Here is a 19,768-nt window from a genome sequence, read left to right on the forward strand (position 1 = left end):
GCTGCAAGAACCGTTCCGGCGCGATCTCTACTCCGCCAGCGTGAATTGCAGCAGCAAAGTCCGCTGCAGCATCGAGAAATTGTCGTCGGAGATCAGGGTCAGCACCGTCTCGCCGTCGGCGGTGACGTGGGCGTCGATGCCTTCCATGTTGTCGATCTCGTGGCCGAGATCGGCGGCGAACAGCGTCAGGCCGTCGACGACGGCGCCCGGCGCGATTCCCTTCAGCGGGATCGCGCGGATGCGGATGTTGACGCCGGTGAACCAGGAAAATTTACGTTCGAGGATGAGCAGATCGCCCGAGGGCAGCAGCACCGCGTCGCTGATGTCGAAATTCTCCGAGCGCCGCACGCTGAATTGGCCGGGCGTCGAGCCGCCGATCAGGAAAGCGAGGAGGTTGCCGTCGGCATCGAGCCCGCGCTCGGAAAAGGCAATCAGCGTGCCCGCGAGCGGCTGGGCCTGGCTCTTGCCCGCTCCCTGCGCTTTGGGCACGACGACCATCGCCTCCAGCCCCTTGTTGTAGGGCAGCTTGCGCAGGGCCGGTGGGACGGCGATCACTTCGCCGCGGGCGCCCGTGGCGCCCTTGGCGAAATCATAACGCAGGATCTGATTGACGCGTTCGAGCCCGACATAGACGAGGTTGCCGTCGCGCGCGAGCGACTCGGTATCGTACCAGAGCCGCTTCTCGGTGATCGGCCGCCCGTCGGCGCCCAGCACCGGCGCGGCCTCGACGTCGGCGAGCCCAATCATCTCACGGCCGGAATAGCGGATGCTGCCGGTGAACCAGCCGCCCTGATCGGAGATCGCGAGAAAGCGCTCGCCCTTGCCGTCGAGGAAGCGGAGGCCCGACAGCCCGCCGAAGCCGCGATAGGGCGAGGTCAGCACCAGGCCGCTGCGAAAATCCAGCGAGCCGAAGCGCGTGCGCGAGCGGTCGCGCGGCTCGAAATTGGGGATGGTGCGCGCGTTGACCTCGACGCTGACCGGCGCGGTGACGGCATGCTCGAGCTGGAGCGCGCGCGGCGGCGGCTCGGTCTTGGGCTGCAGCTGCGCCTGCGCCAAGCGCGGCAGCGCGAGAGTGGAAAATCCCGCCGCCGCGAGGCTGACGAAGCTGCGGCGGGATGGATGCGTGCTCACGAATGCAATTTGCGTCGCGGGCGACCGGCCGCTTGCGTTGGCGCCGTGTTGGTCTCGCTGAAGAGCTCGGCAAGCTTTTCGGTGATCGCGCCGCCGAGTTCTTCCGCGTCCACGATCGTTACCGCGCGGCGATAATAGCGCGTCACGTCATGGCCGATGCCGATCGCGATCAGCTCGACCGGCGAGCGGGTCTCGATCTCCTCGATGATGTGGCGCAGATGCCGCTCGAGGTAATTGCCGGGATTAACCGACAGCGTGGAATCGTCGACCGGCGCGCCGTCCGAGATCATCATCAGGATCTTGCGCTGCTCGGGCCGGCCGAGCAGGCGCTTGTGCGCCCAGTCCAGCGCCTCGCCGTCGATGTTCTCCTTCAAGAGGCCCTCGCGCATCATCAGGCCCAAGTTTTTCCGCGCACGACGCCACGGGGCGTCGGCAGACTTGTAGATGATGTGGCGGAGATCGTTGAGGCGGCCGGGATTGGCCGGCTTGCCGGCGGCAAGCCATGCCTCGCGCGATTGCCCGCCCTTCCAGGCCCGCGTGGTGAAGCCGAGAATCTCGACCTTAACGCCGCAACGCTCCAGCGTGCGCGCGAGGATGTCGGCACAGGTCGCGGCGACCGTGATCGGGCGGCCGCGCATGGAGCCGGAATTGTCGAGCAGCAGCGTCACTACGGTGTCGCGGAACGTCGCCTCCTTCTCGTGCATGAAGGACAGCGGGTGATAGGGATCGGTGACGACGCGCGACAGCCGCGCAGGGTCGAGGATGCCCTCCTCGAGATCGAACTCCCAGGCGCGATTCTGCTGCGCCATCAGGCGGCGCTGCAGCCGGTTGGCGAGACGGGCGACGATGCCCTGCAGATGTGCGAGCTGCTTGTCGAGATAGGCGCGCAGCCGCTCCAGCTCGTCATGGTCGCAGAGATCCTCGGCGGCGATGACCTCATCGAACTTGGGCGCGAAGGCGTGATATTCCGGCCCACGCGGCTCGTTCCTGCCGTGCTGGTTCGGGCGCGTCGCCTCGCCCGGCGTCTCGTCATCACCGAGCTCGCCATCGTCGAAGGTGTCGGAGGTGGAGGCCTGCGCGCTTTCCATCGCGCTCTCGCTCATCTCCTCGCTGGTTGCCTGCGCCTGGTCGGCGCTCATTTCCTGCGCGGCGTCGGAATCGGGCGAGCCTTCGGCGCCGGACTGGTCGTTGTCGCCGTCCTGGTTCTCCTCGTTCTCGTCATTGTCTTCGCTGTCGGCGTTGCGCTCGTCGCCGAGCTCGAGTGCCGACAGCAGGTCATGCACGGCATCGCCGAACTTGGTCTGATCCTCGAGCACGCCGTCGAGCCGATCGAGCCGCTTGCCGATCTTGTCTTCGAGGATCGGTCGCCAGAGATCGACCATCTTCTTGGCCGCCGTCGGCGGCGCCATGCCGGTGAGGCGCTCGCGCACCAGCATCGCCAGCGCGTCCGCCAGCGGCGCGTCGGCGCGGTCGGTGATCTCGTCGAACTTGCCGCGGTGGAAATGGTCGTCGAGCATCGCGGTGAGGTTCTTGGCAACGCCCGCCATGCGGCGCGCGCCGATCGCCTCGACGCGGGCCTGCTCCACCGCCTCGAACACGCCGCGCGCCTGCGGATTGCCGGGCATCAGCTTGCGGTGAACCTTGGGATCGTGACAGGCGATCTTGAGCGCGATGGAATCGGCATGGCCGCGCACGATCGCGGCGTCACGCTTCGTCATCTTGCGCGCGGGCTCGGGCAGCCGCGCCTTGCCGGGCGCAAGTCCCGGGCGCTCGGCCGCGAAGGAGACGTCGAGCTCGGGCGCCTTTGCGATCGCCTTCAGACAGGAGGCGACCGAGCGCTTGAACGGCTCGGTCGGTGCTTCCTTGTTGCTGCGGAATTTGGAGTTGGAGGTGGTCATCTGACCCTATCTGTCGTCCCGGCGAAGGCCGGGACCCATAACCACCGGCCGCTCTTGTGTCAGGAAACTATCAGCGTCGCTTCAATCGAGACATCACGCGGTATGGGTCCCGGCCTTCGCCGGGACGACACACCGTGAGAGATCAGCTCAGCGCGACGTTGACTGCCGATTCCGGCAGCTCCGCATTGAAGCAGCGCTGGTAGAACTCGGCGACCAAGGGCCGTTCGAGCTCGTCGCATTTGTTGAGGAAGGTGACGCGGAACGCAAAGCCGATATCGCCGAAGATGTCGGAGTTTTCCGCCCAGGTGATCACCGTGCGCGGGCTCATCACCGTCGACAGATCGCCATTGGCGAAGGCGTTGCGGGTGAGATCGGCGAGGCGCACCATCTTGTTGACGATGTCGCGGCCCTCCTGCGTGCGATAGTGCTTGGCCTTGGCCAGCACGATCTCGACTTCCTCGTCGTGGCTGAGATAGTTCAGCGTGGTGACGATCGACCAGCGGTCCATCTGGCCCTGGTTGATCTGCTGGGTGCCGTGATAGAGGCCCGAGGTGTCGCCGAGGCCGACGGTGTTGGCGGTGGCGAACAGCCGGAACGCCGGATGCGGCTTGATCACCTTGTTCTGGTCCAAGAGCGTCAGGCGGCCCGAAACCTCCAGCACGCGCTGGATCACGAACATCACGTCCGGGCGGCCGGCATCGTATTCGTCGAACACCAGCGCGACGTTGTTCTGCAGCGCCCAGGGCAGGATGCCGTCGCGAAATTCAGTGACCTGCTTGCCGTCGCGGACCACGATGGAGTCCTTGCCGACGAGGTCGATACGGCTGATGTGGCTGTCGAGGTTGACGCGCACGCAGGGCCAGTTCAGGCGTGCCGCGACCTGCTCGATATGGGTGGATTTGCCGGTGCCGTGATAGCCGGTCACCATCACGCGGCGGTTCCTGGCAAAGCCCGCGAGAATGGCCAGCGTGGTGGCGCGGTCGAAGCGGTAATCGGAATCCACTTCGGGAACATGAGGATCGACTTCGGAATAGGCCGGGACTTCGAGATCGCTGTCGATCCCGAACACCTGGCGCACCGACACCTTCATGTCGGGCAGGCCGGAAACTTCCTCAACTTTGGACAGGGCGGCGGTCGTCATCAATCCTCCGAGGTCCCGGGCGGTCCCGAAACCGGTTATTCGCACGTTGGCTGCGGCTGGGTGCTGAAAATCAACCTATCAGAGACAACGAGCCGGCAGAAGCCCGCCCACCAATCAAAGTTCCGTTGTCTTTTCATTTAGATAGGCAAGGAACGCAGTTTTTGGAGGGCTGCCTTGCGAATCACGCCGAAATTCGGGCGGGTCGGCCCCAATCCGTGCGAATGGTACTTTGGCCGTATGCAGTTACTTATGTAGGGTCCGAAGCCCTCATGCTCCAGCCCTTCAAGAGACGACGTGACGTCCTTCCTCGATCCCCTCATCGCCTTCGTTTCCGCCCATGCGTGGCTGGCCTATCTGACCCTGTTCCTGGCGGCGCTGCTCGAAGCCGTTCCGGTGGTGGGATCGGTGATCCCCGGCTCGACCATCATCCTGGCGCTGAGCGCCCTGATTCCCGGCGGCGAATTGCAGCTGCCATGGGTGCTCTTGGCGGCCGCAACTGGTGCCGTACTCGGCGACGGGGCGGCCTATTGGATCGGGCACAGGCGGCAGCGCGAGATCCTCAACACCTGGCCGCTGACCAATTATCCACGCGTGGTCGCGGAGAGCGAAAACTTCTTCAACCGCTTCGGCACCTGGGCCGTGTTCTTCGCCCGCTTCGTGCCGCCGATCCGCGCCTTCGTGCCCGTGACCGCCGGCGCGCTGGGCATGGCGCCCACGAAATTCTATGCCGTGAACATCCCGGCGATCCTGGCCTGGGCGCCCGCCCATGTGCTGCCGGGCGTCTTGGCCGTGTCGGCCCTGCATGAATATGCCGGGCTGCATCATCATGCGCATGTCGGCAAGCACATCTGGATGCTGACCGTTGCAGGGGTTGCGATCGTGCTGGGCGTGGGGATGTGGATCTATCGCCGACGGTATGGCGGCGCGACGGCCAAGCCGCAGGTTTAGGCAGACGCCACATCACAACCGTCGTCCCTGCGTTCGCAGGCACCGAGTTTGTGCGAGAGCATCGCACCCATGACATCCGTGTGATTGACCTGCTCCACCGCTAGCGGCACGTTGGCCCGGATCCTCGCGCCCGCCACCCCATGTTCACCATCGCCAGCCTCTGGATTCCCTTCACCATCGTTGCCGCGCTCGGGCAGGTCGCGCGCAATGCGATGCAGCGGTCGTTGACGAAGCCGCTGGGGACCTGGGGCGCGACCAATATCCGCTTCCTGTTCGGCTTTCCGTTCTCGCTGCTGTTCCTGGGGCTGGTGCTGCTCGCGACCGGCGATCATCTGAGCCCGCCGCCAGCCGTGTTCTGGCCATGGCTGCTGTTGGGCGCGCTCAGCCAGATCGTCGCCACCGGGCTGATGCTGCTCGCGATGAACGACCGCTCGTTTGTCGTGACGACGGCCTACCTGAAGACCGAGGCGATCCAGACCGCGATATTCGGCTTCGTCTTCCTCGGCGATCACCTGACCTGGCTGAAGGTGCTCGCGATCATGATCGCCACCGTCGGCGTCGTCATCACCGCGCTCCGCCCCGGCGGCGACAAGAGCTTTGCCGAGCTGAAGCCGACCATCACCGGCCTCGTTGCCGCGGCGGCCTTCGCGCTGTCAGCGGTCGGCTTTCGCGGCGCCATCATCAATGTGCCCGACGTGTCCTTCGTGACCGCGGCGTCAATTACGCTGGCGCTCGGCCTGTTCGTGCAGACGCTGGTGCTGACGATCTACCTGCTCTGGCGCGCGCCGGACGTGCTCCGAGGAATCCTCAGGTTATGGCGACCGTCGATGCTCGCGGGCTTCATCGGCGCCTTCGCTTCGCAATTCTGGTTCCTCGCCTTTGCACTGACGGCGGCCGCCAACGTCCGCACACTCGCCTTGATCGAGGTGCTGTTCGCGCAAGCCGTGGCGTATTACTCGTTCAAGCAGCCGATCGCGCCGCGCGAGCTTGCAGGCATTGCGCTGATTGTCCTGGGCGTCGCTGTGCTGGTGGGAGCTTAATTCCGGTCTTCCGGCAGCGTCGGTAGCGGTGAGACCTCGATGCCTTCGTCGATCAGCGACTTCGCCTCTTCGGGCGAGGCTTCGCCATAGATTGGGCGGTGCTCCTTGTCGCCGTAATGCATGGCGCGGGCTTCGTTGGCGAAGCGCTCGCCGACATTGTCGGCATTCTTAACGATGTGGTCGCGCAGCTCTTTCAGCTTGGCGCGCAGCTCGCGCTCCTGCGCCATCAGCAGCGAGGTCGGCCCTGACGGCGCAGCCTCGGGTGTGGTCGCGGCCACGGGCTCCGGCGGCGGCGTGGCGCGGCCGCGCCCCTTCTTGCCGACGATGCGCGGCGCCATGATCGCCTTGTCGACCTTGGCTGAGCCGCAGATCGGGCAGGTCACGAGCTTGCGCTTCACCTGCGAATCATAGGCCGACGAGCTCTGGAACCAACTTTCGAAGGCGTGATTGCGGTCGCAGTGGAGCGCGTAGCGGATCATGCCGAGCCCCGCACGAGGTGCAAATGGTCCGGCCCGGCCTTGGGATCGGAGACGCCGAAGCGGCGGCCGTGCTGGAGCGAGGGAATCGCCCGGCGCGCGGTCTCGACCTTGGCCGGGTCGATCCTGGCCATGATGATGCCCGGCTCGACATCGCCTTCGGCGAGGATCTCTCCCCAAGGATCGACGATCAGCGAATGCCCGTAGGTCTCGCGCTTGTTCTCGTGGGTGCCGGCCTGCGCCGCGGCGAAGACGAAGCAGCCGGTCTCGATCGCACGGGCTCGCAGCAGCACGTGCCAATGCGCTTCACCGGTCTTGCGGGTGAAGGCGGACGGCACGGTGATGAAATAGGCGCCGCTTTCTGCGAGCGCACGGTACAGCGCCGGGAAGCGCACATCGTAGCAGATCGTCAAGCCGATGCGGCCCCAGGGCAGATCCGAGATCACGGCGGTCTCGCCCGGCTGGTAATTGGCGGATTCGCGATAGCTCTCGCCGTCCGGCAGCTCGATGTCGAACATGTGGATCTTGTCGTAGCTCGCGAGCACATTGCCCTCGGGCCCGATCAGGAAGGAGCGGTTGACCGCCTTCTCCGGCGAGAAGCGCAGCGCCAGCGAGCCGACATGGAGGTGAATCTTCAGCTCCGCCGCGAGCGCCCGGTAGGCCTTCAGCGAGGCGTCGTCCTCTTCGCTCTGGAGATGCTCGAACAGCGCCTTGCGGTTCAGCTGCATCATGTTGCTGACTTCGGGTGTCTGCACGTAATCGGCGCCATCGGCCGCAGCCTGCCGGATCAGCTTCGTAGCCTGCTCGAGGCTCGGCCCGGGCATCAGGCCGGTGCGCATCTGCACCATGGCGGCCGTGAACGTGCGGTTCTCGCTCATGATACCGCCTTCACGCTTTCGAGCATGCCATCGAGCTTGCCTTCGCGATCGAGCGCATAGAGGTCGTCACAGCCGCCGACATGGGTGCCGCCGATCCAGATCTGCGGGAAGGTCGAGCCCTGGCCGGCGCGGCCGTACATTTCCTGGCGCCAGGACGGGTTCTTGGCGACGTCGAATTCGGTGAAGGTCGCCTTCTTGCGGGTCAGCAGTGACTTGGCGGCGGAACAATAGCCGCAGCCCGGCCGGGTGTAGATCTCGACAGCAGCAGTCATTCGTCTGGCGCTCTCATGTCATGAATTCATTGAATTATATGGGACGGGGCCCGCTCTCGACAACCCGGGCAAAGACCAGCACGTCGACCTGGGCCGCCTTGGCGCGGAGCAGGGCCCGCGCGCAGGTGTCGAGCGTAGCCCCTGACGTCAGGACATCGTCGATCAGGACAACGCGGCGGCCCTGGATCTCGGCCTGACGGTGGGGAGATACCTGGAATGCGCCTTGCACATTGGTGGCGCGCTGGGCCCGCGACAGGCCGATCTGCTGCTCGGTGGCGCGCACCCGCCGCAGCACGTCGCCCCGCACCTTGATCCCGCTCTGCCGCTCGATGACGCGCGCGAGCGCGCCGGACTGGTTGTAACGGCGCCGCCAGGCCCGCCGCCAATGCAGGGGCACGGGCACCAGCATGTCGGCGCCGGTCAGCAACTCGCCGCCCGCGCGCGCCATCCAGCGGCCCATGGCCGGCGCCAGATCGGTACGGTCCTGATATTTCAGCGCATGCACCAGCGTGCGCGCGACGTCGTCGTAGCGCACCGCCGCGCGGGCGCGCTGGTAAGCCGGCGGGCTCGCGATCGCCTCCATCGACAGCATCTCCGGGCCGGGGTCGTAAACGAAGGGAATGCCGAGCCGCGGGCAATAGGGCCGCTCGATGAACGACAGCCGCGCCCAGCAGGAAGCGCAAACGCCTTCGCCATCGACCGGCTCCTGGCAGGATACGCACTGTGTCGGCAGCGCGATGTCGAGCGCCAGCCGCGCCGCCCGCGCCAGCACGTGGCGGCCGGCCGTCCACGCGGCGCGGAGGGGTGCGGCGATGGAACGGATGGGGGGAGCGTCGGCTTCCATGTGGGGAGGCTAACGCTGCGCGCAGCGGATTGCCAGAACTGTGGAGATCGGCGTAACCAGCGGCATGGTCCAGACCGCTCAAATCCCGCCCGCCTTGTTTGATCGTGCCTTGCTGCAGAGGCGGCAGCAGCGCGCCCAGGCCGAAGGCGCGGTCACATTCCTGCTCGACCGGGTCGCCGAGGACATGTCCGATCGGCTGGCCGCAGTGATGCGAGAATTTCAAGCACCGGCCGATCTCTGGACGCCCGGCGGTGGGCTCGCGGCGCTACGCGCTCGGCTACCGTCCATCGAACGGATCGCGCTCGATGCGGCGGGTAGCGAGAAGTTGCCCCTCGCGCCGGAAAGCCTCGATCTCGTCGTCTCGGCGCTGGCGCTGCAATTCGTCAACGACCTGCCGGGCGTGCTCGCGCAAATCCGTCGGGCGCTGAAGCCCGACGGCCTGCTGCTTGCTGCCATGATCGGCGGCGACAGCTTGACCGAGCTGCGCCAGGCGTTTGCCGCGGCGGAAGCCGAATGCGAGGGCGGTGTGTCGCCGCGCGTGGCGCCGTTCGCTGACCTTCGCGACATCGGTGCGCTATTGCAGCGGGCGGGCTTTGCGCTGCCGGTGACCGACGTCGACCGGGTCGTGGTGCGCTATGCCAATGCGTTCGCGCTGATGCAGGATATCAGGCGCATGGGCGCGGCCAATGTGCTGATCGAGCGGCGGCGGACACCGACGCGCCGCGCGACGCTGCTGCGCATGGCCGAAATCTATGCCGAACGCTTTGCCGATGCCGATGGCCGCATCCGTGCGACCTTCGACATCGTCTGGCTCTCCGGCTGGGCCCCGCATGCGAGCCAGCAGCAGCCACTCAAGCCGGGATCGGCGAAAGCGAGCCTGGCGGAGGCGGTGAAGAAGGCGGGTAAGGAGTGACGTGTGTCCCGGCTCTGCCGCGCTCCGCGCTGCGTCCGGGGCACGGTTCAATCACATCAACAAATCGATCAGATGCGGGATCAGCGGAATGTCCGCGGGCGGCATCGGGCAGTCGCGCAGCTTGTTGGCGCGGACCCAGGCAAGGTTCTGGCCCTCGCGTGCGGTGACCATCCCCTCCCAGCGCCGGCAGATATAGAGCGGCATCAGCAGATGGAAGGTGTCGTAACCGTAGCTGGCGAAGGTCAGCGGCGCGAGGCACGGCTCGGCGACTTCGATGCCGAGCTCCTCATGAAGCTCCCGGATCAGGCTCTGCTCCGGCCGTTCGCCCGGCTCGAGCTTGCCGCCGGGGAATTCCCACAGGCCGGCCAGGGGCTTTCCTTCCGGGCGCTGCGCGATCAGGACGCGCTTGTCGGCGTCGACGAGCGCGCAGGCCACCACCAGTGTCAGTTTGAGATCGGCCATGCGTTCTGTCGCTCGCTGAGATCGTTTGCAACGGTTTGTTAACCTCGTTGCGGTCCAAGTTTCCAAAGTCACCATAAGTCATATTTAATCCGCAGTTCCTAGAGTGGGAACTCTTTAAACCACTCCAGGCCAACCCATGCGCGCTGCGCTTTCGGCTCTCCTCCGCCGGTTCGTTCACGACCGGCGCGGCAATATCGCGGTGATTTTCGCGCTCGCCTGCGTTCCCCTGATCAGTGCGGTCGGCTGCGCCATCGACTATTCGCGCGCGACGATGATCCGGTCCAAGCTTCAGGCCGCGGCGGATGCCGCCAGTGTCGGCTCGATCGCCAAGGCCTCGCCCGCCTTCAAGGCGGCCGGCAACATGACTGCGGACGGCTCGATTTCGGTCGGCGTCACGGACGCCACGAACATCTTCAATGCCAATCGCGCCAGTCAGTCCGGCTACACGCTGACCAGCCTTACGCCGACCGTGGTCAAGTCCAGCTCGACCGTCACCGCGACGGTTTCGTTCACGGCAACTTTGAACACCATGTTCCTCGGCGTGATCGGCAAGTCGGTGCTGACGTTGAGTGGCACGTCGAAGGCGACGGCCAGCATGCCGCTCTATATCGATTTCTATCTGCTGCTGGACAATTCGCCGTCGATGGGCGTCGGCGCGACCCCCGCCGACGTGCAGAAGATGGTCAACAACACGTCGGACAAGTGCGCTTTCGCCTGCCACGATCTCAAGGACAAGAACAACTATTACGACCTTGCCAAGAAGCTTGGCGTGACCACCCGGATCGACGTGCTTCGGAGCGCCACCGAGTCCTTGATGGATACGGCAAACGCCACCGAGACCTATTCAAACCAGTTCAGAATGGCGATCTATGATTTCGGCGGCTCTGCAAGCTCGCTCGGCCTGCGCAGTCTGTTTTCGTTGTCGGCCTCTCTCTCCAGCGCCAAGTCGGCGGCCGGCAAGATCGACTTGATGTCGGTGAACGGCCAGAACGAAAATCACGATCAGGATACCCCATTCACCGCGGTCTTTCCCGCGATCAACGGCGAGATCAGCTCCCCCGGAAGCGGCACGTCGGCCAGTCCGCTCAAATACCTGTTCTTCGTGTCCGACGGCGTAGCCGACGAGAGCAACACCGGATGCCTGAAACCGCTCTCGGGCAGCACGCGGTGCCAGTCGCCGCTGAACCCTGCGCTTTGCAAGACGATCAAGGATCGCGGCGTCAAGGTCGCGGTGTTGTACACGACGTATCTCGCGCTGCCGACCAACCCCTGGTACATGAAGTGGATCGATCCGTTCAATGCCGGCCCCTATGGCCCGTCGCCGAACAGCCAGATCGCACAGAACATGCAGAGCTGCGCTTCGCCGGGCCTGTATTTCGAGGTCAGCCCGACGCAAGGCATCGCGGACGCCATGAACGCGCTGTTCAAGAAGGCGGTCGCGGACGCGCGGATCTCGGGGTGATGGCGCTCACCTCTCCCCGTAAGAACGGGGAAGACCTACGACCTGTAGTCCCCGTTGATCGCCACATATTCCTTGGTGAGGTCGCAGGTCATGACGCGGTCGCGGCCTTTGCCGAGGCCGAGCGAGACCAGAATCGCGATCTCCGGCGCCTTCATCGCTTCCGACACCTGCGCTTCGTCATAATCGGGATCGCGCGCCCCGCGCTTGGCGACGCGGATGCCGTTGAACGAGATCGAGAGCTTGTCGCGATCGGCCGGCTCGCCGGCCTTGCCGACGGCCATCACCACGCGGCCCCAATTGGCATCCTCGCCGGCGATCGCGGTCTTCACCAGCGGCGAGTTCGCGATCGACATCGCGATCTTGCGAGCCGAGGCCTTGGTCTTGGCGCCCTCCACGGTGATCTCGACCAGCTTGCGCGCGCCTTCGCCGTCGCGGGCGACCTGCTCGGCGAGATTGGCGAGCACCTGGTTGAACGCCTTGACGAAGCCCTTCAGGCGCGGGTCGCTGGCGCGGCTGATCTTCGGCGCGCCGTGCTCGGCGGCGGCGCCGGTGGCGAAGGCCAGCAGCGTATCCGAGGTCGAGGTGTCGCCGTCGATGGTCACGGCGTTGAACGTGTCCTCGACGCCGCTCTTGAGCATCGCCTGCAGCGCGGCGGGCGCGATCGGCGCGTCGGTGAAGATGAAGGACAGCATCGTCGCCATGTCGGGCGCGATCATGCCGGCGCCCTTGGCCATGCCGTTGATGGTGACCTTGGCCTTGCCGAGCTTGACGGTCGCGGTCGCCACTTTCGGGAAGGTGTCGGTGGTCATGATCGCCTTGGCCGCAGCCAGGTAATCGCCGGGATCGGCGGCTTCGGCGAGGCGGCCGAGCACGCCGTCGAACTTGGTGGCATCCAGCGGCTCGCCGATCACCCCGGTCGAGGCCAGGAAGACCTCGCTCTCGCTGCAGCCGACCGCCTTGGCCGCGATCTTCGCCGTCAGCGCGGTGGAGGCGCGGCCGGTCTTGCCGGTGAAGGCATTGGCATTGCCGGAATTGACCACCAGCGCGCGCGCCTTGCCACCCTTCAGCTTGGCACGGCACCATTCCACCGGGGCCGAGGGGCACTTCGACCTGGTGAAAACGCCGGCGACGGCAGTGCCCTTGTCCATCACCGCGAGCAGCACGTCGGTGCGGTTCTTGTAGCGGATGCCGGCTTCGGCCGTCGCAAGACGGATGCCCGCGATCACGGGCATATCAGGAACGGTTTTGGGGGCGAGCGGAGAGACGGAGGAGGACATCGCGGGCGCCTTGGTCGGGTCTGGACATGCAGATGGCCGGGGGAGCCCCCGGCCATTGCGACGTTAGATACCCTTGGCGTCCGCGAAGTGACAGCGAATTCTTACTTCTTCGCCGGCGGCGCCATCTTGCTGTCGGACGGCTTCGCATCGGACTTGGCGTCCTTCGACGCATCCGCCGCCGGCTGGTCCAGCCGCTCGACCTTGGCTTCGGTGCGCAGCTTGGCGACATACTCGGCCTGGGCCTTGCGGGTCACGTACTGCTCGATCTGAGCCTTGACCTGCTCGAAATCGGGCGCCTTGCGGTTGCGCTTTTCCTCGACCTTGATGATGTGCCAGCCGAACTGCGACTTCACGGGGTCGGAGATCTTGCCGGGCTCCAGCGAGAAGGCCACGGCCGAGAATTCCGGCACCATCTGCTCCTTGGTGAAGAAGCCGAGGTCGCCGCCATCGGCGGAGCCGGGGTCCTTGGACTTCTTCTTGGCGAGCTCGGCGAAATCGGCCCCCTTCCCGAGCTCGGCCTTTACCGCCTTGGCCTCGTCCTCGGTCTCGACCAGGATGTGGCGGGCGCGCACCTCCTGCTCGCCGGTGATCTGCTTGGCGGCCTCCTCATAGACCTTCTTCATGGCGTCCGGCGTGGTCGCGGCCTTGCCCTCGCTGGCGAGCAGGCTGTCCATCAGAAGCCGGTTGCGGGCGAAGGCCAGGCGCTTCTTGAACTCCTCGCCGTCGGCGATCTTCTTGTCTTCGGCAGCCTTGCTGACGATCTTCATGTCGATCAGGAAGGACAGGACGTTTTCGTCCTTGGTGGCCGGGTCCATCTGGGCAAGGCTCGGCCCGAGTTCCTCCTCGGCCATGGTGACGTCGCTCTTCTTGATCTCCGCACCATTGACCTTCGCCAGCACCGGATCATCGGCAGCCCGGAGCGGGCCCGCAAACGCCAGGGACAGCGCCAGAGCGAGGCTGCCAGCCAGGGCGGACGCGGAGCGGAAGCGCTGGGTTGCCGGGAACGAGGTGGTCATGGAAAATCCTTATGTTGAAGCAGGGGGCTGCTCGAGCGGGGCGGACACTCGCCCAATCAGGGGGGCTTGGCAACGCGAAAAGTCTGTCAAAATGATGAATTAGCCGCACTGCGCCCGCCGTTGACAAGGCCCCGACCGGGCCATATCTCTGCGCGGTCGCGACCATGGCGATGGCGTTTATTTTGCTGCGTTTTTGGCCGTTGAACCCAGACTTGCCCAATTCCCACCCATATGGCGGATGACCCCCGCAGGCCGGGCTCTGACGCCGCGAAGCGTCACGGTGAGTTGATAGGCGGGCGGGTGACAACTTCTTAGGCCCAACGCGGTTGAATCGCGAACACAGGAACCAGGCATGATCGGCGCGCTCGCCCGCAAGTTTTTCGGCTCCGCCAACGACCGGCGGGTGAAGGGATATCAGTCCCGCGTCAACGCGATCAACGCGCTGGAGCCCGAGGTCTCGAAGCTCTCCGACGAGGCGCTCAAGGCCCGCACCGCGGAATTCAAGCAGCAGCTCGCGAACGGCAAGACGCTGGACGATCTCCTCGTCCCGGCCTTCGCCACCGTGCGCGAGGCCGCCAAGCGCACGCTCGGCCAGCGCCATTTCGACGTCCAGCTGATCGGCGGCATGGTGCTGCACGAGGGCGACATCGCCGAGATGAAGACCGGCGAAGGCAAGACGCTGGTCGCAACGCTCGCGGTCTATCTGAACGCACTCGCCGGCAAGGGCGTCCACGTCGTCACCGTCAACGACTACCTCGCCCGCCGCGACTCCGGCTGGATGGGCCAGATCTACAGCTTCCTCGGCATGACCACCGGCGTGATCGTGCACGGCCTCGACGATGCCGAGCGCAAGGCGGCCTATGCCTGCGACATCACCTACGGCACCAACAACGAATACGGCTTCGACTATCTGCGCGACAACATGAAGTACCGGCTCGAGGACATGGTCCAGCGGCCGCACTTCTTCGCCATCGTCGACGAGGTCGACTCGATCCTGATCGACGAAGCGCGCACGCCGCTGATCATCTCCGGCCCGCTCGACGACCGCTCCGACTTCTACAACACCATCGACGGCTTCCTGCCCAAGCTCGACAAAGCTGACTACGAGGTCGACGAGAAGCAGCGCACGGTGACGCTGACCGAAGGCGGCATGGAGAAGATCGAGACGCTGCTGCGCGATGCCGGCCAGCTCAAGGGCGAATCACTCTACGACGTCGAGAACGTCTCCGTCGTGCACCACATCAACCAGGCCCTGCGCGCGCACACGCTGTTCACGCGCGACAAGGACTACATCGTCCGCGACGACGAAGTCGTCATCATCGACGAGTTCACCGGCCGCATGATGCCGGGCCGCCGCTATTCGGAAGGCCTGCACCAGGCGCTGGAAGCCAAGGAGCACGTCCAGGTCCAGCCCGAGAACCAGACGCTGGCCTCGATCACCTTCCAGAACTACTTCCGCATGTACGAGAAGCTGGCGGGCATGACCGGCACCGCCGCGACCGAAGCGGACGAATTGTTCGACATCTACAAGCTCGAGGTCGTGGAGATCCCGACCAATCTGTCGATCGCGCGCCTCGACGAGGACGATGAGGTCTATCGGACCCAGAAGGAAAAATACCAGGCCATCCTCGCCGAGATCGAGCGCGCCAATGCGCGCCTGCAGCCGGTGCTGGTCGGTACCGCCTCGATCGAGAAGTCGGAAGTGCTCGCCGAATTCCTCAAGAAGAACGGCTACAAGCAGATCGATTTCGGCAAGGAGGGTGCGCTCGACAAGCTCTATGCCGCCGCCCGCGCCGGCAAGCCGGCAAAGCTGTTCGCGGTGCTGAACGCGCGCTTCCACGAGCAGGAAGCCTACATCGTGGCGGAGGCCGGCGTGCCCGGCGCGATCACGATCGCCACCAACATGGCCGGCCGCGGCACCGACATCAAGCTCGGCGGCTCGCTGGAGATGCGCATCCAGCAGGAGACTGCCGGCATCACCGACGAGGCCGAGAAGGCCAAGAAGATCGAGCAGATCAAGGCCGATATCGAGCACTTCCGCGACATCGTGCTGAAGGCCGAGGAGACCGTCGAGGTCGAGCCGGCCAAGGGAAGCAAGCCCGCCAAGTCCGTGAAGAAGCCCGGCGGCCTCTACATCATCGGCTCCGAACGCCACGAATCCCGCCGCATCGACAACCAGCTGCGCGGTCGTTCCGGCCGTCAGGGCGATCCCGGCCGCTCGAAGTTCTTCCTGTCGCTGGAAGACGATTTGATGCGCATCTTCGGCTCGGACCGTCTCGACAGCATGCTGCAGCGTCTCGGCCTGCAAGAGGGCGAGGCCATCATCCATCCCTGGATCAACAAGGCGCTGGAGAAGGCGCAGCAGAAGGTCGAGGCGCGCAACTTCGACATCCGCAAGAACCTGCTCAAGTTCGACAACGTCCAGAACGACCAGCGCAAGGTGATCTTCGACCAGCGCGTCGAGCTGATGAAGGACGAGAGCGTCGCCGAGACCGTGGCCGACATGCGCCACGCCTTCATCGACGACCTCGTCGCCAAGCACGTGCCCGAGCATGCCTATGCCGAGCAGTGGGACGTCGCCGGGCTCAAGGACGAATTGAAGCGCGTGCTCGATCTCGACCTGCCGGTCGATGAATGGGCCAAGGAAGAGGGCATCGCCGACGAGGAGCTGCTCACGCGCATCGAGACCAAGGCCGACGAGCACATGGCGGCCAAGGTCGCGCAATGGGGTCCCGACGTGATGCGTTACGTCGAGAAGACCATCCTCCTGCAGACGCTCGACCATCTCTGGCGCGAGCACCTGATCATGCTCGACCATCTGCGCCAAGTCATCGGCCTGCGCGGCTATGGCCAGCGCGATCCGTTGCAGGAATACAAGACCGAAGCCTTCAATCTCTTCCAGGAGATGAGCGCTCACCTGCGCGAAGCGGTCACGGCGCAGCTGATGCGCGTCGAGATCGTCCCGCCGGAGCAGGAAGCCCCGGTGCTGCCGCCGATGGAAGCGCACAAGTTCGATCCGAACACCGGCGAGGACGAGATGGCCCTCGCCAGCGTCACCCTCGGCGCCCAGGCCACCGATGCGTCGATGCGCGATCCGAAGAACCCGACCAGCTGGGGCAAGGTCGGCCGCAACGAGGACTGCCCGTGCGGCTCCGGCAAGAAGTACAAGCACTGCCACGGGCGGTATGCTTGATCGATGACCTCAAAACCCGGCGAACTCGCGGTGTTGTCTTGGCCCACGAGTTCGCCAGGCGTCGAATGCTTTCGATCCATATGATGCCTGCTGGTCTTCCGTTGCATCACGAATGGTAGGCGCACGCCATTGAGGATGGCTGGCGCACAGTAGTCAGACGGTCCTTTATCCGTCACGCGCGGCTGAGCACGCTTCAGCCAGCTGGCAACCCGCCTCACCGCCTGTTCCTGTGATCACTCCGGAGTGCTGCTGCTTCTGCAGATGGTCGGCGGCCACTCGCTCGCGCGGCTGCGTCGCTGAAGAACTCTTCGCCCGGAGAGCCAATGGTCAAAGCGCGGCATCGCGTCTCGGCGAACGCCCTCGGGTAGACCATCCAATTTTTTACCACTGCTCATTGTGATCTGGATCACCGCTACAGAGCTCAATCCGTGGTTTGATTGAATCACGAGACGTGGCCTGAAAATTGGGAGCCAGACAATGTCCAAACGCGCGCTGCCAACCGCCTTTTGTGTCCTTGCCCTGAGTTTTTACGCCTGCGGTTCCGCCCCTGCGAGCCAAGTGGGCGGATGGTGGGGCGGAACATGGTCGTGCAACATCGACGGCCGCCCCGCCCGGATGAAATGGGCCGCCGTCGATGACAGTCAGACAACCTGCAACGGCAACACTTGCACCAGCACTTCGGGAGCACGCTGGTCAGGCCGCTTCTCAGATAATGGCTCGCGATGGGTGAAGTTGACAAATCCACGCACCGGAACCCAGGGCGGCGTGTACTTCAACCATGCCGACGGCAACAAATGGTATCTAGCCAAGCCGGTCAGCAACAAGGCCGTGGGCTGGACGACATGGAATGGCCAACGCTATCGCCTCTCGTGCTGGCGATGATGCGCGAGTGCTTTCCTCTGGCTATGCATTGAAACGGCAGATGTGTGTGTGCGCTTCGCAAGGCGCCACGCTCCACTTCACGAGGTCTAATTCGAGCTGTCGATCAAGCTCTCCAGCAGCCGCTTGAGCTCGCTCGTCGACTTGTCGCCGTAGCTCTCCAGGATGTGCTCCTCCTGGTCGACCGCGAGCGAGTTGAGCTTCTTGCACAGCACCTTGCCGCGGTCGGAGATGAACATCAGCACCTTGCGGCGGTCGTTCGGGTCCTGCACGCGGTAGACCAGCGTGTCGGAGACCATGCGGTCGATCATCTTCGTGAGCGTCGGATGGTTGAGCAGCACGGCGTCCGCGAGCTCGCCCATCGAATGGCCCTCGCCGTCCGACAGCACTTTCAGGATGCGCCATTGCTCGACCGGCACGCCCTCCTTGCTCAACCTCAATTCGAGCTGCCGGTTGATTTCCCGGTTGGCTTGCGCGAGCAGGTAAGCGAGGTGTTCGGTGATCGGGGAATTTTGTTTCGGCGGTTTTGCCACGGCTGAGACTTCGCCTTGACCCAAATGAGTGAATGTCTTGCAATCGATGCTGCATCTATATGCACTTCAATTCTTGAATATTCAATATTTTCAAAATAAGATCATTGCCCAACAAAAGGGCGGAAGCCGCGGCCGCCTGCTCAATGTGCTTTCAGGTCTGGTCTCAGACAGGAGTTGGCGTGCGCGCGACGGTGAACTTCCCGGCTCACGGCGGCTCGGCGTTACCGCCGTCCTTGCTGTTCAGGAATCTGTCGTCTTCGGCAGCTGGCGGTGCCTTGTCGCCGCACGGTGACGCCTTGTTCAAGCGCCGCGGCGTCAACAAGCTGCGCGTCGGCGGCTTCATCTGCTGCACCGGCTCGCCTGGCGTGTGGGGCCCGTGTGCCACGAACAGCGCGCAGCTTGCCGTCGCCGAGATCAACAAGCGCGGCGGCATTCTCGGCCGCGAGCTCGAGCTGTCGATCTACGATGCCGGCGGGCCGCTGGATGAGGTTCTGGACCGCGCCGAGCAGGCAATCGCATTCGACGAGGTCGATCTGATCGTCGGATTGCACACCAGCGCGGTTCGCGTGGGCCTCCGCGACGTCACCACACGCCACCGCATTCCCTATATCTACACGCCGGTCTACGAGGGCGGCGAGCGCACGCCCGGCGTGATGGCGATCGGCGAGACGCCGCGCTGGCAGAGCCGCCCCGCCATCCATTGGCTCGCGGACGTCAAGAAGGCCAAACGCTGGTACCTGATCGGCAGCGACTACGTTTGGCCCTGGCAATCGCATCGCGCGGTGAAGAACTACATCAAGGAAACCGGCGGCCGCGTCGTCGGCGAAGAGTTCGTCCCGCTCGGCGAAGACAATCACGGGCCGCATCTGGCGCGGATCCGCGCCGCCAAGCCCGATGTCGTGTTGATCTCGCTGATCGGTACCGACAGCATCACCTTCAACCGGGCCTTCGGCGAATGTGGGCTAGGCGCCACGACGCTGCGGCTCGCGGGCGCGATGGACGATACCGTGCTACTCGGCATCGGCGCCGACAACAGCGAGAACATGTTCTGCGCTTCCGGCTACTTCACCGGCACCGGCGCGCGCGCCAATGACGACTTCCAGAGCCGTTATCACGCGATGTTCGGGCCGAATGCGCCGCCGATCGGCTCGGTGGGGCAATCGAGTTACGAAGGCCTGCGCTTCCTCGAAGCCGTTGCAAACAAGGCTGGTTCGCTGGCGATGCGGCCGCTGCTCGCGGCCGGCCGCAACATCGTCTACAGCGGCGCCCGCGGTCGGGTTACCGTCTGCAACGGGCACGTGCGGATGCCGATGCATCTCGCCGAGGCCGACGGTCTCGATTTCAAGCTGATCAAGCCGCTCTGACCGCCTCGCGGCTAGACCGGCCGGCGCATTTGCAAAATAAT

At 64.8% G+C, this 19,768-nt stretch carries 19 protein-coding genes; 8 read left to right on the forward strand and 11 right to left on the reverse strand.

Features of this window, described 5'->3' with window-relative positions; translation table 11 throughout:
• Nucleotides 1–27: 27 nt before the first annotated feature.
• From GA0061099_RS23885 to cobS, 3 genes are all read right to left on the reverse strand, one after another.
• On the reverse strand, nt 28–1,131 hold the full coding sequence (locus GA0061099_RS23885) for an esterase-like activity of phytase family protein (protein WP_036026255.1): 1,104 nt from the start codon (nt 1,129–1,131) through the stop codon (nt 28–30).
• On the reverse strand, nt 1,128–3,029 hold the full coding sequence (gene cobT / locus GA0061099_RS23890; RefSeq protein ID WP_036026252.1) for a cobaltochelatase subunit CobT: 1,902 nt from the start codon (nt 3,027–3,029) through the stop codon (nt 1,128–1,130). Before cobT ends, GA0061099_RS23885 begins: the two co-directional genes overlap by 4 nt.
• A gap of 142 nt (nt 3,030–3,171) precedes the next feature.
• Nucleotides 3,172–4,170, reverse strand: coding sequence for a cobaltochelatase subunit CobS (gene cobS / locus GA0061099_RS23895; protein WP_025032652.1), 999 nt, complete (start codon nt 4,168–4,170; stop codon nt 3,172–3,174).
• Between the two features lie 294 nt (nt 4,171–4,464).
• Here cobS and GA0061099_RS23900 point away from each other — a divergent pair, with 294 nt between their 5' ends.
• Complete coding sequence (locus GA0061099_RS23900) at nt 4,465–5,118, forward strand: DedA family protein (protein ID WP_036026250.1); 654 nt, start codon at nt 4,465–4,467, stop codon at nt 5,116–5,118.
• A gap of 140 nt (nt 5,119–5,258) precedes the next feature.
• Nucleotides 5,259–6,158 carry an EamA family transporter gene (locus tag GA0061099_RS23905; protein WP_036026248.1) on the forward strand — a complete coding sequence of 300 codons (900 nt, stop codon included), beginning with the start codon at nt 5,259–5,261 and terminating at the stop codon, nt 6,156–6,158.
• Here GA0061099_RS23905 and GA0061099_RS23910 read toward each other — a convergent pair.
• Genes GA0061099_RS23910 through GA0061099_RS23925 form a run of 4 tightly spaced genes read right to left on the reverse strand, consistent with a single transcriptional unit; the run spans nt 6,155 to nt 8,628 of the window.
• The gene (locus GA0061099_RS23910; protein WP_036014648.1) at nt 6,155–6,637 is read right to left on the reverse strand and encodes a DUF1178 family protein; all 483 of its coding nucleotides are present in this window, start codon (nt 6,635–6,637) and stop codon (nt 6,155–6,157) included. The two genes, GA0061099_RS23905 and GA0061099_RS23910, sit on opposite strands and share 4 nt — an antisense overlap.
• Nucleotides 6,634–7,512, reverse strand: a complete 879-nt coding sequence (locus tag GA0061099_RS23915; protein WP_036014649.1) for a carbon-nitrogen hydrolase family protein — start codon at nt 7,510–7,512, stop codon at nt 6,634–6,636. The genes GA0061099_RS23910 and GA0061099_RS23915 overlap by 4 nt, the downstream gene beginning before the upstream one ends.
• Nucleotides 7,509–7,784 (reverse strand): glutaredoxin 3, encoded by a 276-nt coding sequence (gene grxC, locus GA0061099_RS23920; protein WP_036026245.1) that lies wholly within the window; start codon nt 7,782–7,784, stop codon nt 7,509–7,511. The genes GA0061099_RS23915 and grxC overlap by 4 nt, the downstream gene beginning before the upstream one ends.
• Before the next feature lie 34 nt (nt 7,785–7,818).
• A complete protein-coding gene (locus GA0061099_RS23925) occupies nt 7,819–8,628 on the reverse strand; it encodes a ComF family protein (protein WP_036026244.1) in 810 nt (269 codons plus the stop codon).
• A 64-nt stretch (nt 8,629–8,692) separates the two neighbouring features.
• On the opposite strand from GA0061099_RS23925, the gene GA0061099_RS23930 reads away from it, so the two are divergent.
• On the forward strand, nt 8,693–9,541 hold the full coding sequence (locus GA0061099_RS23930; RefSeq protein WP_036026294.1) for a methyltransferase domain-containing protein: 849 nt from the start codon (nt 8,693–8,695) through the stop codon (nt 9,539–9,541).
• 51 nt (nt 9,542–9,592) lie between these two features.
• Here GA0061099_RS23930 and GA0061099_RS23935 read toward each other — a convergent pair whose 3' ends face one another.
• Entirely contained in the window at nt 9,593–10,003 is a 411-nt protein-coding gene (locus tag GA0061099_RS23935) for a (deoxy)nucleoside triphosphate pyrophosphohydrolase (protein WP_036026243.1), read from the reverse strand.
• 136 nt (nt 10,004–10,139) lie between these two features.
• Between GA0061099_RS23935 and GA0061099_RS23940 the strand changes: the two genes are divergently transcribed.
• Complete coding sequence (locus GA0061099_RS23940; RefSeq protein ID WP_036026241.1) at nt 10,140–11,465, forward strand: TadE/TadG family type IV pilus assembly protein; 1,326 nt, start codon at nt 10,140–10,142, stop codon at nt 11,463–11,465.
• Nucleotides 11,466–11,500: 35 nt separating this feature from the next.
• Here GA0061099_RS23940 and argJ read toward each other — a convergent pair whose 3' ends face one another.
• Together argJ and GA0061099_RS23950 are read right to left on the reverse strand one after the other, a co-directional pair.
• Entirely contained in the window at nt 11,501–12,742 is a 1,242-nt protein-coding gene (gene argJ / locus GA0061099_RS23945) for a bifunctional glutamate N-acetyltransferase/amino-acid acetyltransferase ArgJ (protein ID WP_036026240.1), read from the reverse strand.
• A gap of 101 nt (nt 12,743–12,843) precedes the next feature.
• Nucleotides 12,844–13,758, reverse strand: coding sequence for a peptidylprolyl isomerase (locus GA0061099_RS23950; RefSeq protein WP_036026238.1), 915 nt, complete (start codon nt 13,756–13,758; stop codon nt 12,844–12,846).
• A 352-nt stretch (nt 13,759–14,110) separates the two neighbouring features.
• Between GA0061099_RS23950 and secA the strand changes: the two genes are divergently transcribed.
• The gene (gene secA / locus GA0061099_RS23955) at nt 14,111–16,951 is read left to right on the forward strand and encodes a preprotein translocase subunit SecA (protein WP_036026237.1); all 2,841 of its coding nucleotides are present in this window, start codon (nt 14,111–14,113) and stop codon (nt 16,949–16,951) included.
• A gap of 477 nt (nt 16,952–17,428) precedes the next feature.
• Nucleotides 17,429–17,833: a DUF6006 family protein gene (locus GA0061099_RS40245; protein WP_074448072.1), complete on the forward strand. Its 405-nt coding sequence runs from the start codon at nt 17,429–17,431 to the stop codon at nt 17,831–17,833.
• A gap of 86 nt (nt 17,834–17,919) precedes the next feature.
• Here the strand turns inward: GA0061099_RS40245 and GA0061099_RS23965 are convergent, their stop codons facing one another.
• Nucleotides 17,920–18,363: a MarR family winged helix-turn-helix transcriptional regulator gene (locus GA0061099_RS23965; protein ID WP_025032676.1), complete on the reverse strand. Its 444-nt coding sequence runs from the start codon at nt 18,361–18,363 to the stop codon at nt 17,920–17,922.
• Between the two features lie 37 nt (nt 18,364–18,400).
• On the opposite strand from GA0061099_RS23965, the gene GA0061099_RS42145 reads away from it, so the two are divergent.
• The gene (locus tag GA0061099_RS42145; RefSeq protein ID WP_162130848.1) at nt 18,401–18,655 is read left to right on the forward strand and encodes a hypothetical protein; all 255 of its coding nucleotides are present in this window, start codon (nt 18,401–18,403) and stop codon (nt 18,653–18,655) included.
• Nucleotides 18,543–19,727 carry a substrate-binding domain-containing protein gene (locus GA0061099_RS23970; RefSeq protein ID WP_036026234.1) on the forward strand — a complete coding sequence of 395 codons (1,185 nt, stop codon included), beginning with the start codon at nt 18,543–18,545 and terminating at the stop codon, nt 19,725–19,727. Before GA0061099_RS42145 ends, GA0061099_RS23970 begins: the two co-directional genes overlap by 113 nt.
• The last annotated feature ends 41 nt before the right edge of the window (nt 19,728–19,768 follow it).

The sequence above is a fragment of the Bradyrhizobium yuanmingense genome (assembly GCF_900094575.1).
Lineage (GTDB): Bacteria > Pseudomonadota > Alphaproteobacteria > Rhizobiales > Xanthobacteraceae > Bradyrhizobium > Bradyrhizobium yuanmingense.